Annotated in this window: 13 protein-coding genes; 4 read left to right on the plus strand and 9 right to left on the minus strand. The window is 33.9% G+C overall.

The features are described from left to right. From UH7x_RS05445 to UH7x_RS05455, 3 genes are read right to left on the minus strand one after another with little or no spacing between them, the layout of a single operon-like run. A complete protein-coding gene (locus UH7x_RS05445; RefSeq protein ID WP_482362707.1) occupies positions 1-456 on the minus strand; it encodes a sterol desaturase family protein in 456 nt (151 codons plus the stop codon). Between the two features lie 54 nt (positions 457-510). After that, positions 511-1,347 carry a phytoene/squalene synthase family protein gene (locus UH7x_RS05450; RefSeq protein WP_482362708.1) on the minus strand — a complete coding sequence of 279 codons (837 nt, stop codon included), beginning with the start codon at positions 1,345-1,347 and terminating at the stop codon, positions 511-513. Further along, entirely contained in the window at positions 1,344-2,810 is a 1,467-nt protein-coding gene (locus tag UH7x_RS05455; RefSeq protein WP_482362709.1) for a phytoene desaturase family protein, read from the minus strand. The genes UH7x_RS05450 and UH7x_RS05455 overlap by 4 nt, the downstream gene beginning before the upstream one ends. A gap of 279 nt (positions 2,811-3,089) precedes the next feature. On the opposite strand from UH7x_RS05455, the gene UH7x_RS05460 reads away from it, so the two are divergent. Next, a complete protein-coding gene (locus UH7x_RS05460) occupies positions 3,090-3,977 on the plus strand; it encodes a MerR family transcriptional regulator (protein ID WP_482362710.1) in 888 nt (295 codons plus the stop codon). Between the two features lie 4 nt (positions 3,978-3,981). On the opposite strand, the gene aat is transcribed toward UH7x_RS05460, so the two are convergent. Both aat and UH7x_RS05470 read right to left on the minus strand, forming a co-directional pair. After that, positions 3,982-4,644 (minus strand): leucyl/phenylalanyl-tRNA--protein transferase, encoded by a 663-nt coding sequence (aat, locus tag UH7x_RS05465; protein ID WP_482362711.1) that lies wholly within the window; start codon positions 4,642-4,644, stop codon positions 3,982-3,984. Between the two features lie 121 nt (positions 4,645-4,765). Next, positions 4,766-5,146, minus strand: a complete 381-nt coding sequence (locus UH7x_RS05470) for a DUF3127 domain-containing protein (protein ID WP_482362712.1) — start codon at positions 5,144-5,146, stop codon at positions 4,766-4,768. Between the two features lie 440 nt (positions 5,147-5,586). Here UH7x_RS05470 and UH7x_RS05475 point away from each other — a divergent pair, with 440 nt between their 5' ends. Further along, a complete protein-coding gene (locus tag UH7x_RS05475; protein ID WP_482362713.1) occupies positions 5,587-6,738 on the plus strand; it encodes a sensor histidine kinase in 1,152 nt (383 codons plus the stop codon). An 8-nt stretch (positions 6,739-6,746) separates the two neighbouring features. Then, a complete protein-coding gene (locus UH7x_RS05480) occupies positions 6,747-7,103 on the plus strand; it encodes a hypothetical protein (protein WP_482362714.1) in 357 nt (118 codons plus the stop codon). Here UH7x_RS05480 and UH7x_RS05485 read toward each other — a convergent pair. Beyond that, entirely contained in the window at positions 7,090-7,482 is a 393-nt protein-coding gene (locus tag UH7x_RS05485) for an HIT family protein (RefSeq protein ID WP_482362715.1), read from the minus strand. The two genes, UH7x_RS05480 and UH7x_RS05485, sit on opposite strands and share 14 nt — an antisense overlap. Before the next feature lie 10 nt (positions 7,483-7,492). Continuing rightward, positions 7,493-7,969: a transcription elongation factor GreA gene (gene greA, locus UH7x_RS05490; protein ID WP_482362716.1), complete on the minus strand. Its 477-nt coding sequence runs from the start codon at positions 7,967-7,969 to the stop codon at positions 7,493-7,495. 183 nt (positions 7,970-8,152) lie between these two features. Here greA and UH7x_RS05495 point away from each other — a divergent pair, with 183 nt between their 5' ends. Beyond that, the gene (locus UH7x_RS05495) at positions 8,153-8,590 is read left to right on the plus strand and encodes a Rieske (2Fe-2S) protein (protein ID WP_482362717.1); all 438 of its coding nucleotides are present in this window, start codon (positions 8,153-8,155) and stop codon (positions 8,588-8,590) included. On the opposite strand, the gene UH7x_RS05500 is transcribed toward UH7x_RS05495, so the two are convergent. Then, the gene (locus tag UH7x_RS05500; protein WP_482362718.1) at positions 8,587-9,570 is read right to left on the minus strand and encodes a Gfo/Idh/MocA family protein; all 984 of its coding nucleotides are present in this window, start codon (positions 9,568-9,570) and stop codon (positions 8,587-8,589) included. The genes UH7x_RS05495 and UH7x_RS05500 overlap by 4 nt on opposite strands. 21 nt (positions 9,571-9,591) lie before the next feature. Next, positions 9,592-13,011 (minus strand): HEAT repeat domain-containing protein, encoded by a 3,420-nt coding sequence (locus tag UH7x_RS05505; protein WP_482362719.1) that lies wholly within the window; start codon positions 13,009-13,011, stop codon positions 9,592-9,594. Between the last annotated feature and the right edge of the window lie 5 nt (positions 13,012-13,016).

The following is a 13,016-nucleotide window of genomic DNA, read 5'->3' on the forward strand; positions in this document are numbered from 1 at the left end:
TTAAAGAAACTGTTTAAAATATTTTATTGGTACATATAACATACCAAAGCATTCTCCATCTTCTTTACCTAGATGTTTATGATGTACTTTATGTGCTTTTCGCAAAGCTTTTAAATACGGACTTCGTACATTATCGAACCAGCTAAACCTTCTGTGTATGATTACATCATGAACTAAAAAATAACTGAGACCATAGAGAAAAACTCCTAATCCTATAAAAAACAAATAATTAAAACTTGGATAAGTGCCAAAATAAAAAAGCAGAATACTAGGAATAGCTCCAATGACAAAAAAAGCATCATTTTTTTCAAAAACGCCTTGATATTTTGGTTGGTGATGATCCTCATGTAGTACCCACAAAAAACCATGCATTACATATTTATGCGTACACCAAGTCACCACTTCCATTAGTAAGAACACCACTATAGTTAAAGATATGTAACTCAAAACAACCATTAAAACAGCTCTTTAAATGAATATAAACTTAAATAATACTTTCATTAAAAATCGTTATATAACATTTAATCTATAACGAACTACAGCTTTGGTCAATAATACCAACTTTAATGAATTAGAAATACGAATTCGACCATTCATAATCTTATTACAATCCGCTCTTTTTATCTTTTGTAGCAAACGCAAGTAATACCTGTACGCCAGATACACCCCTAATTTGCCTTCAAGAGGAAGCAAGACTATACCTTTATAGGCTTCGGCAAAATCACTTTCTATATCCAAAAGAATTTCTGCTTTAGATTGTTCAGTTAACTCTCCATTTACCAAATTAGGAAAGTATGAGCGACCTAAATCTTCATTGTCTTGTCTAATATCACGTAAAAAGTTAACCTTTTGAAAAGCAGAACCCAAACGCATAGCATACCCTTTTAGTTCATTATATTTCTTCTCATCATTATTAACAAACACTCTGAGGCACATTAAACCTACCACATCTGCAGACCCGTAAATATAATTCTCATATTCTTCTTTAGAAGTATATTCTTTTTTGTCTAGATCCATGCGCATTCGGTCCATAAAATCTTGAACATAAACCTTTAAATCGTATTTATGCACTATTTCTTGAAAGGCATTTAAAATAGGATTCAGACTAATTTTACGTTCAACAGCTTTATAATACTCTTGTTCGAATTCATCAAATAGAGTTTTTTGTTCATAATCGTGAAAGGTATCTACTATTTCATCGGCATATCTTACAAAACCATAAATGGCGTAAATGGCGGGTCTAATTTTAGGGGAGAATAATTTAATCCCCATTGAAAATGAAGTACTATATGTCTTAGTAACCAACTTACTACAATCATAACTCGAATTATCAAACAGTTTTTTCATAGTTCATTTTGCTTTATAATCAAATCACTTACAAGTTTACCGGAAATTAATGCTGGCGGTACTCCAGGTCCTGGAACAGTTAATTGACCTGTGAAAAACAAGTTTTCAACTTTCTTACTTTGCAATTTTGGCCTTAAAAATGCAGTTTGTGAAAGGGTGTTCGCCATACCATATGCATTACCTTTGTACGAATTATATTCTTCAATAAAATCATTCACACAGAAAGATTCGCAAAAAATTATATTTTCTAAAACTTGTTGATTTGTTCTTTGTTGAAAGCGCTCCATTATTAAATCGAAATACTGTGCTCTAAGTTGATCATTGTCTTCTAATCCTGGTGCTATGGGCACCAAGAAAAAGGCAGTTTCACACCCTTCCGGAGCCATACTACTATCGGTTACCGAGGGAAAATTAGCATAAAACAAAGGATCTGATGGCCATTTGGGATTATCATAAATCTCTTCAGCATGTAGCTCAAAATCCGTATCAAAAAATAGATTATGGTGCTCTACATTTTCAAGCTTTTTATCAAATCCGATATAGAAAAGTAAAGATGAAGGTGCGAACGTTTTTTTATCCCAATAAGACTCGGAATATTGCCTTAAATTAGCATCTAACAATAATTCTGAATGATGATAATCAGCACCACTAATGATGTAATCACTCGTAAATTCAACTCCCCCACATTTAATCCCCACTGCCCTTTTATTTTTAACAACAATTTTTTCAACTTGGTGGTCAGTATAAATCTTTACACCTAATTCAAGAGCAAGATTGTTCATAGCTTTTACTACCTCAAACATACCTCCTTTTGGATGCCATGTGCCTAAGCCAAAATCGGCAAAATTCATAAAACTATAAAACGAAGGAGTATTATTGGGTTTTGCTCCCAGAAAAAGCACAGGAAATTCAAGAGTAGAAACTAATTTAGGATTCCCAAATTTCTTGCGAACTACCCCACTTATTGTTTTAAAAAACTGATCCACTTTTAATACGGTATCTTTTGTCACTAATTCAAAAGGAGAAATACCAGGTTTCAAAACGACTTTATCTATAGCAATAGAGTAATTTTCTTGTGCTTCAGCAATAAACTTTCGAAGGTATTTTGAACTCCCTGTTTCGATACGGTCAAATTCGATACAAATTTTTTCTAGAGAATCACCAATGGTAATAACATCATCGGCAAAGAATATCTGATATGCTGGACTCAATTTATCTAAGGCGTAATAATCAGAAGTTTTCTTGTCGAAATGAGCAAAAAATTTATCAAATATATCAGGCATCCAATACCAACTTGGTCCCATATCAAAAGTAAAACCTTGTTTTTTTAACTGTCGAGCTCGCCCACCTACGGTTGCATTCTTCTCATAAACTGACACATCATATCCGGCATTAGCTAAATAACAACTAGCAGATAACGAAGAGAAACCAGAACCAATAATTATTACTTTATTATTTACCATTTGTAATAAATATAAGAAGATACTTCCAATAAATTTTTTTGTTTAAAAATATTGAAAATGAACACTTTATCTAAAGAAAGGTTCATAACCAATAAATTTATTAATATTTTGTCTAATAAAAACGTTTAAATAGTTAGACAAATATAAACGATATTTTATGTTTGTCTAATTTATTAATATATTTTTTAGACAAAATTGTATATTTAGACCCATTAAACAAACGGAAACAACCATAATTAAAGGTTTTAAGCCGCAAACGTTAATAAAACAAGAAACTAAATGGCATCATATTCAATGGCAGAGATTGTCACTTTAACTGGCATAAATGCACATACATTACGCAAATGGGAAACCAGATATGATTTTATTATTCCTAAAAGAACAGATACAAACATAAGATACTACACGGATTCGCAACTTCGAAAATTATTAAACATTAGCATTTTAATTAGAAATGGAAATCGGATATCAAAAATTGATAAGATGACCGAAATTGAAATTAATGAGAAGGTAACATCCATATTAATAGATTCAAACCAGTCTGATGAGATAAATGCTTTAATTATAAGTATGATTGAATTGGATGAACTCGCTTTCGACAAAACAATTGACAGAGTAATTAAAAACAAAGGTCTTTTGGCTACGGTAACTGAGATTATTTACCCCTTTTTAAATCAGATTGGCATTTTATGGACAACCCATAGAGCAATGCCAGCTCAAGAACATTTTATTTCTAATTTAATTCGACAAAAAATATTTGCTGCGATTGAAAAGTTACCATTAGCGAAGGCTGAAGCTCCCAAGATTATCCTTTTTTTACTTGAAGATGAAGATCATGAAATAGGATTATTATTAGCTAATTATATTGCTAGAGAATTAGGTTGGAGGGTATATTATTTGGGCACCAAAGTTCCACTAGAAAATATTGAAAAAGTAATAGAAATTGCCGAACCTCAACTTTTACTTTCGCTTTTTATACTAAAAAGACCACAATGGGTTAATTCTAAACTCGACATCTTAAAAAGTAAAACAAAAGTACCTTTAGCAATATCAGGAAATCAAGATAATTTTAAAGAATTACCTGTTTCAAAACAAGTAAACTATCTTAAGAATCCAAAAGAGATGATGGAATTTTTGGCTGCCAATGGAAAAAAATTAAAGGTTTAAAAGGCTATTTTTGAATTATAGAATTACCAATTACAATTGCCATAAAATTATCTCGAGTTATTTCTTCAGCCCCTAAAGTTTCTAAGTGTTTTGTATATACCTGACAATCTATTAATTTATAATTTTTTGCATCAAGTTCTTTAACTAGGCTTATAAAAGCAAATTTAGAAGCATTACTTTTTAAACTAAACATACTCTCGCCACAAAACACATGCCCTAAATCAATACCATATAATCCACCAACAAGCTTATCTTCACTCCATACTTCATAAGAAATTGCATGCCCTAATGCATTGAGTTTCATATATGCAGATTTCATCTCTTTAGTTATCCATGTGCCTTGCTGTCCATCGCGTTTTACCGTTGCGCATTGCTCAATTACTTTTTCAAAACAAACATTCTTAGTTAATTGAAAAGTGTTGCTAGCCATTACTTTGCGCATACTCTTCGAAACCTTTAATTTCTTAGGAAAAAGAACCATTCTAGGGTCAGGACTCCACCACAGAATCGGTGAGTTATTATCGTACCAAGGAAAAATTCCATTACGATAGGCAAGTAACAAACGTTCGGCTGATAAATCACCTCCATAGGCTAACAAACCATCGTCGGTAGCACGCTCTAATGGCGGAAATATTAATTCTTCTGTTAACTGAGCTAAACGAAACATAATAACAATATAATACAAAACCAAAAACCCCGCTTTGTGGCGGGGCTTTACAGCCTTTATTAAGGTTATAATTTTATTCTGAAGTTATCACTTCTAAATTATAATTCTTTTAATCTCCTAATTAAAAAGGAAGATCATCGTGCTCTTCTTCGTTTAAATCATTAGCTGGCTCAAAAGCTTCTATAGGTGGTGCTGGTGGAGGCGTAGAACCACTCGCTTGTTCTGCTTGAAGGTTTTCTATTCTCCATCCTTGTATAGAGTTAAAATACTTTACCTCTCCTTGTGGGTTAGTCCATTCTCTACCTCTAAGATTAATACTAATCTTTACTGCTTGACCAGCTTGATATGCATTTAAAAGATCTGTTTTATCTTGAACAAACTCTACCATAATATGCTGAGGATATTGCTCTTCTGTAGTTATAACAATCTCTCTTTTACGAAAACCATTATTTCCAAAAGTTTGCGTTTCACCTACTAATTTTATTTTGCCTTGAATTTCCATGTCGTAATATTATTCTGAATTCGAATTAAAAAAGTTTTTAAAAATACCAGTTATGTAGAAATCGACCTAATATAAACACATTAAGTTATTAAGATTAACTAACTATTTAGCAAGCCGATAAGAAAAGCACCTAAATTCTTATTATTCTACCTAATATCACAATCTATTTCTATCAATTATGATTGAATAATTTATTTTTTATTTGCGTTAAATCTTTAAGTATACAACTAACTTTTGGGTTAAAATCAAGTTAAGAACTTATTCGATACAATAATGCCACCTTTTTCTTCTTAAAATTAGCTCGAATATATTTTGCAAAAAATGAATAAAGCCGAATTAAAATACACTCTAACCTAGCATCAAAAGAAATATACTTCAACAAGAGGCAAAATCAAATTTGTATAAAATGCGCTATCTTTAACAAGCACTAAATTGCGTTGATGAATTTCACTCCAGAAAAGAAAACCACTAATATAATCTTACTAATAACGGCTTTCGTTATAGTTAGTTTAATTCTCTGGAATACGAACAGTTTCTTTAAAAAATTTAAAGAAGAAGAGCGCTTTAAAATGGAAATTTGGGCCGCTGCGCAGTACGAACTACAGTCGATGCCAGCTGATGCAGAAATTGGTAATCTTCCAATTTTTGTTTTTCAAAAGAACACGTCTACTCCGATGATTTTAATTAATAAAGACGGGTCTATAAAGGTTAATAATTTTCCAGAAGAACACGAAAATGATTCGTTATATATTCAGCAAAAAATAATAGAATTCGAAGGTCAAAATACCCCAATTGCCATTGGCGATAATGTAGAACAGTTGGCTACTTTATACTATGGAAATTCAGAGGTTTTAAATAAATTAAAATATTATCCAATTGCCTTATTATTAATTATTTGTTTGTTTGGCGCCATGATATTTTTCTTTTTCAAAACCAACAAAGCTTCAGAACAAAATAAATTATGGGCTGGTATGGCCAAAGAAACGGCCCATCAAATAGGAACACCGCTATCTTCACTTTTAGGTTGGAATGAACTACTCAAAGCCGAAAATATAAATCAGGATATTACCAAAGAAATTGAAAAAGATATTACTAGACTCGAAACTATAACGGAACGCTTTTCCAAAATAGGATCTACCCCAAAACTTGAAGAATATAATATTGTTGAAGAGACTAAAAACGCCTATGACTATCTTAAGTTAAGGAGTTCGAAATTGATTAATTTTTCTTTTACTTCAAAGGTTAATGATGTGCCTGTACTGATGAACCCATCACTATATAACTGGACTATAGAAAACCTCGTTAAAAATGGAATTGATGCCATGCGTGGTAAAGGAAATATTGCAATTGAAATTGTAGTTGATAATAATTATGTTAAAATACATGTAGCAGATTCGGGTTCGGGGATTTCCAAAAGTGATTACCAAAGTATATTTAATCCAGGTTTTACGACCAAAAAAAGAGGTTGGGGACTAGGTCTCTCCCTAGTAAAAAGAATAATAGAAGAATACCACAAAGGAAAAATTAAAGTACTTTCGTCTAATAAAGAGGGAACAATTATGCAGATTTCATTTAAAATAGCAAATGTATAGCTAGCGTTATGGCACAAGAAAGACTAGAGGTTATACAAGAATCGGTTATTACTAATAATTGCCCACAGTGTTTTAATCAAGATATGAAACTAACATTCTATCAGAAACACCGGTATAGCAAATTATTTCATAAAGTAACTAATGAGGTAACGCACCAAGTACAATGTAAAACATGTGATTCATTTATTTACCCTGTAGATTGGACACCAGACATTGAACGTATTTTCGATTATAAACGAAAAATGGTGACGCCTGAAAAAGCCTCAGTAAAATATACTGGTCTTTTTTATGGACTAATTCTTTTTTTGATTGCCTTGGTGGCTGGTGTGATTTATATTTTCACACAAGGCATTATTGAATTTTAGCCCGAATAGCCATTGCAACTTCCTCAAACTCTTCTTTAGATAAACTTACTTTCTTCTGAAAAGTAGCATTTGCCATTGTGGTAAGCGGAATTAAGTGCACATGTACATGGGGCACCTCTAAACCAATTACAGTCATACCTACACGTTGGCAGGGTACCGCAGCTTCAATTGCGAGACCAATTTTTCTTGAAAAAGCCATTAGCCCCATATAAGTTTCCTCATCTAAATCTAATAGTCTATCTACTTCCTTTTTAGGTATGCAAAGGGTATGCCCTTTCGCATTTGGATTAATATCTAAAAAGGCAAAGAAATTATCGTCTTCTGCTATCTTATAGCAGGGAATTTCTCCATTTATTATTTTAGTAAAAAGACTAGGCATTTGAATATAATTAGGATCTAGTAATTTCTAAGATATCGAATTTAAGGGTTCCGTTTGGCACTGTAATTTCAGCGGTATCACCAACCTTTTTACCTAGCAAACCTTTACCAATCGGAGAATTAACAGAAATTTTACCTGTTTTTAAATCAGCTTCACTTTCCGCAACCAAAGTATATTTCATTTCCATACCGTTGGTTTGATTTTTCAATTTTACAGTAGACAGCACAAGTACTTTAGAAGTATCTAGTTGCGATTCATCAATAAGTCTTGCATTAGCATGTACGTCTTCAAGTTTAGATATTTTTAATTCTAAAAGACCTTGTGCTTCTTTAGCAGCATCATATTCCGCATTTTCAGATAAATCACCTTTATCGCGGGCTTCTGCTATCGCTTGTGAAGCCTTTGGACGTTCAATATCTTTCAATTGACGCAGCTCTTCTTTTAATTTTTTAAGTCCCTCAGCAGTATAGTAAGATACGTTGCTCATAAGTTCTTCGTTTATATAGTGTATAACTTCTTGAATTTAATTCTAATTTTGATTCAAGAAGTTCTAAAAAGCAAAACCCCCTATTTCCCCAAGGCCTTCCTTGGTTTTTTAGAGAGGATATATAGCGAATATACGTATTTTTTACTCAAATTTGTCCATGAATTCCTAAACGAAGAACAACTTATGAAACGAATTATTGGTCTTTTCTTACTATTTCTAGTACTATCCTGTGATAGTGACCGAACAGAACGAAATCCGTACATACAAGAAATAGGTTTTCGCTTCGATCTTAATCTAAGCTTGCCATTATATAGTCCATTAACCAATCCTGGAAGTCCCGTTTATGTTGGATTACAAGGTGTAGGCAATAGAGGTGTATTTGTTATTAATGCAGGTTTTGATCAGTTTCGAGCATTCGAAGCAACTTGCCCAAATCACCCACCGAACAGTTGTTCTAAAATGGAGATTGATGGTCAAAACGCAATTTGTGCATGTGATGATTATGAATACAGTTTATTTACTGGGCAACAATTTTTAGTACCCGATGATGGTAATCGCTACTATAACTTATTAGAATATCGTGCAGTACAAAGCGGAAATTCTGTTATTATTAGTAATTAAATATTCCCTAAAATAGAATCCATTACCCAACTTCCGTGCAACGCAGTTTTACCTGTAGACGGATGTTTTATGTTTTCAAATAAGTCTTTTGCTAAATTTTCAACATGAAATTGCTGTACATGTTTTGGGTGTTCAATAAATTCTTTTTGAATGCCATTTTCATTTTCTAAAACAATATCATCATCTCCAAAAACTGAAAAGGAAATCTTTCCTTTACTACCATAAATCTCAACTAAATCTTCTCTACGGTCGCATCCAAAATTCCATGTAGCTTCTCCGGTTATTCCATTTTCATGCAACCAAGTTCCCGTAATAGCATCTTTTGCAGTGTACAAACCTTGTTGGTTTAATGAAATACCGTTGGCTTTTGAAACATCACCTAAATAATAAATAAAAAGATCTAAGCCATGCGAAGCTAAATCATCAAAATAACCACCTGGTGCTACTTTAGCATCTGTACGCCAATTATACGCACCACTTAAATCAACCTCCGATGGGTCTTTTGTGAGCATCCATCGAATGTGTCTTACATCACCAATTTTTTTATCAACCAACCATTGTTTTACGGCAAGAAAGCGTGGTAATGAACGGCGGTAATAAGCAACAAAAAGAGGTAGTTTTTTTTTCTTAAAGGCTTCATAAACTTCAAGGCTTTCTGCATAACTAGGCGCCATTGGTTTTTCAACACAACAAGGCTTTCCACTAGCAGCAACTTTTAATGCATATTCTCTATGCGAGTCAGGTGGTGTAGCTATATAAACAGCATCAACTTCTTTATCGGCAATAAGCTCATCAGCATTAGAATAATATTTAGCTATACCATGCCTTTTAGCATAATCGGCAGCCTTTTCAGCATCCCTACGCATCACCGCAACTATTTCAAACCCCTCTGTTTTTTGGTAAGCAGGACCACTTTTTACTTCAGTAACATCGCCACAACCAATTATCCCCCAACGAATAGTTTTAGAAGTATTTTTCATTATTTACAATTTATATTTTGATTAGCTCGAAGGCCTATTTTTTAAACTAGATAAAAATTCAATAAGATCGCGAAGTTCCCTTTTGGACATTATTCTACCCATAGCAGGCATACTTGATGTCATATTCTCACGCTTAGCTATTCTTGATATTGCTACTTCTAATGGTTCTGCATCAGAAGTTCTAAGTATTAATTCATCATGTGTTTCTTCTTCCAAAAGTCCCGTCACTTGCTGACCATCTTTTAAAGTTAAAGTTACATTACCATATCCTGGGGAGAGTCGTGCACTTGGATTAATCAATGCTTCTAAAATTTGCTCGCGACTTAAAATATCGGCAATGCCATCTAATGGTGGTCCTACTTGACCACCTTGACCCTCTAACGAGTGACAACGTACACATTGTCCAGAAAGGCTATTATTAAAATACCTATTACCCGCACGCCAGTTACCACCATAAAGAGTTTCCTGATAAGCATCAACACTATAGCCTGCAGCTTTTAATTTATCGAGCTGAGCAATTAGAGTTTCTGATTTAGTTGATTCCACAGCCTCCATTAAATCAAGAATTACATTAGGTGAAATACTTTTATTTACAGCTTGATCAATCATAGCGCTTAAAACGGGTTCACTTTTAGCAATTGGCATCTCAGCCAAAACACCTAACATACTCTGTTGTTCTCTAGCAGATCCATTTTTAAAAATTGGTTTTACAATACCAGGTATATCATTAGGAGGCACATCAATTTTAGACAACATATCTACTGCTACAACACGTACTTCCGTGCTTTTATCTTTCATACCTTGCGCCATTACATCTTTAATGTTATCAGCGTTAAGGCTACCTAATGCTTGTAATGCAGCAACTCGCACCTTTGATGATTTATTGTTTTTCAACAATGCCTTCAATTCATTATTAAAAGAACTTATATTAATAGCCCCTAATATTTTTGCAGTCGATACAAGAATCTCGGGATCTTTGCTTTTAAGAAATTCAGGAATAACCGCTTCAACTTTCTGCTGAACAATGGCAGCCTCTCTAGAAATATCAGCACGTCTACGACCATCCACTCTATCTAAGACTGAAGGCTTGGTCCAATTTGAAATCGCAGCCAAGGCTTCCCCTCTAAGTATACTTGAAACATTTTTTCGTTGCGTAAAGGAAATTAAATTATCTAAATCGCTCTCACGTCCAACTCTTAGCGCTGCATTTATAGCTCTTCGAAGCAAAGGTTCTGATGTAAAATCAACATTAACTAAAGTTTCCGCCAAAGCCGGCATTGCAGTTTCAATAGACCAATCATCATTTATAGCTCTTGCTGCTTCTGCAACAATATATTCATCCTTATCATTCAAAAATTCTGCAACTTTTGGACTTTGCAATCTACGTAATACCAAAACAGCAGCAATTCTTAAACTTCTATTTTCATTTTGAATTAGTGCAGTAATTGAATCTACATCCCCTATTCTACTTAAGGCCAAAACACCTGCATGACGCAAATAATTGTCTTCATCAGCATTGGACCTTAACATATCCAAAATTGGTTGTACAGCTTTGGAATATTTTATTCTACCTAAGGCCTGAGCAGCAAAAAACTGAACTCTAGCACTTTCACTTTTTAACAATGGAATTAATAATTCACCAGCTTTTTCATTTTTAACATCACCCAAAATTTTAGCGGCTTGCGCTACTATTTCTATATCCGAATCTTTTAGTAGTTCAAAAAGTGGTTCTGTGACCTCTACATCTTTCCATCCCAATTGTCCTAATCCCCATATCCCATGAACTCTTGCTAATTGATTTTCTTTCTGAGAAACACTTTCTTGAAACACGTTAACTCCTTTATCACCACGAACAACTAGCTCGAATTGTGCTTTCTGACGAATTCGCATATCACCATAATTTAGAAGGTTTTTAAGTTCCTCTTCAGATTGCGAAGCATAATCTAGTGTCATTAATTCTTTAGTCTTCTCACGTTCCGCTTTTAAGTCATTTTTAGTTTTAGCAACATCCATTTTCCAAACACGACCATAATCTTTTGTGTTCCAACCATTAATCCAATCTGCAACATAAAGAGCACCATCTGGTCCAAAACGAATTCCTGTTGGTAAAATGCCGCTTACAACATCTTGTTCAGATTTTAATTCAAAAGAAGCACCGCTCGGTTCTAAATCAAATGCCCATATATGAGAACGACCCGGATTTCCAACAAATTCGGTCAAGAAAAACTTATTCTGCCATTCTTTTCCCAAAGCAGTTCCAGGATTATACACCATTCCTGTTGGGCCATTATGAAAATTCTGAATCGGAGGCAAAAAATATGCAGCTTGTCCTTCCCAGCGAGGCATGTACATTTTTTCGTCCATCCAAACATTATAACCATTGTTTTTAGGATCCGTATATTTTCCATATTGCCAGTTAGCTCTCCATCCGGCATCATGTCCTTCAACAATATATACTAGGCGCTCACTTTCACCACGATGGTCACCATCATTATCAGCAGTTATAATATTTCCATATTCATCAAAAACAAACTCATGCGTATTTCTTAGTCCAGCCGCAAAAACCTCAAAATCTGAACCATCAGGATTTGATCGTACAATTACACCTTGGTTCGGATATTTATGATGCACACCTTCATCTGTCGTAAGGTTCATTCCGATATCGCCAATTCCCCAATAGATTTTACCATCTGGACCTTCAATTACTCCGGACATACCATGACCTCCAAACCCTATATGAATTGCAAAGCCATGCGCAATAGACACTTTTTCATCAAGTATTTGATCGTCATTTGTATCTGTTAAGCGCCACATATCTGGCCCAACCCCTACAAAAACATCATTTTCTCGCACTAATAATGCACCCGCAACATCAGTAATTTCTTCATTAAAATCTTCTAGTATTCTAGTGGAAACATCTGCAATTCCATTTCCATTAACATCTTCGAGTTTCCATATTTCATCTTTTTCAACAGCAAGATCATGCCAGTCATGAATGGTATCATTATTTAAATCTTTAAGCCATGAGTTTTCCTCACTCTTTTCGGGAGCAAAAGTTTTATGCAAAAAAGCGCGTCTATCCGCTACAGTTTCAAAGCTTATTGATGGTGTCATCCAATCGCGATATCCACGAATATCAAATTCTGAATTTTTCTGCCGATTGGTCCGCGTCAAATAAATAGCACCCTTATCATCTACAGACATTGCTACTGGATCTGGAGCTAAAGAATCGGAAGCCCATAGCGTAAGTTCTAATCCGTCTGCAACTACAGCTGGTGTAATTTCTCGAACTTTCTTTGCATTTTCAATTCCTAAAACTGAGTCTTCAATAATAGTTATGGGAACTTCTTTTGGTTTTTGTGGTTTAGTATCACATGAAATAATTGTAGACAAAAATGCCGTCGTTAAAACAAATACACGAAAAATAGGTAAGGTTTTCATTAAGT

The sequence above is a fragment of the Aurantibacter sp. UH7 genome (genome assembly GCF_056839165.1).

Bases quoted from the DNA above. Each gene is read 5' to 3' on its own strand.
- UH7x_RS05485 (WP_482362715.1), bottom strand. From the start codon at position 7,482: ATGCCTAGTCTTTTTACTAAAATAATAAATGGAGAAATTCCCTGCTAT.
- UH7x_RS05500 (WP_482362718.1), bottom strand. From the start codon at position 9,570: ATGAAAAATACTTCTAAAACTATTCGTTGGGGGATAATTGGTTGTGGC.
- UH7x_RS05480 (WP_482362714.1), top strand. From the start codon at position 6,747: ATGGCACAAGAAAGACTAGAGGTTATACAAGAATCGGTTATTACTAAT.
- UH7x_RS05470 (WP_482362712.1), bottom strand. From the start codon at position 5,146: ATGGAAATTCAAGGCAAAATAAAATTAGTAGGTGAAACGCAAACTTTT.
- aat (WP_482362711.1), bottom strand. From the start codon at position 4,644: ATGTTTCGTTTAGCTCAGTTAACAGAAGAATTAATATTTCCGCCATTA.
- greA (WP_482362716.1), bottom strand. From the start codon at position 7,969: ATGAGCAACGTATCTTACTATACTGCTGAGGGACTTAAAAAATTAAAA.
- UH7x_RS05445 (WP_482362707.1), bottom strand. From the start codon at position 456: ATGGTTGTTTTGAGTTACATATCTTTAACTATAGTGGTGTTCTTACTA.
- UH7x_RS05495 (WP_482362717.1), top strand. From the start codon at position 8,153: ATGAAACGAATTATTGGTCTTTTCTTACTATTTCTAGTACTATCCTGT.
- UH7x_RS05460 (WP_482362710.1), top strand. From the start codon at position 3,090: ATGGCATCATATTCAATGGCAGAGATTGTCACTTTAACTGGCATAAAT.
- UH7x_RS05505 (WP_482362719.1), bottom strand. From the start codon at position 13,011: ATGAAAACCTTACCTATTTTTCGTGTATTTGTTTTAACGACGGCATTT.
- UH7x_RS05455 (WP_482362709.1), bottom strand. From the start codon at position 2,810: ATGGTAAATAATAAAGTAATAATTATTGGTTCTGGTTTCTCTTCGTTA.
- UH7x_RS05475 (WP_482362713.1), top strand. From the start codon at position 5,587: ATGAATTTCACTCCAGAAAAGAAAACCACTAATATAATCTTACTAATA.
- UH7x_RS05450 (WP_482362708.1), bottom strand. From the start codon at position 1,347: ATGAAAAAACTGTTTGATAATTCGAGTTATGATTGTAGTAAGTTGGTT.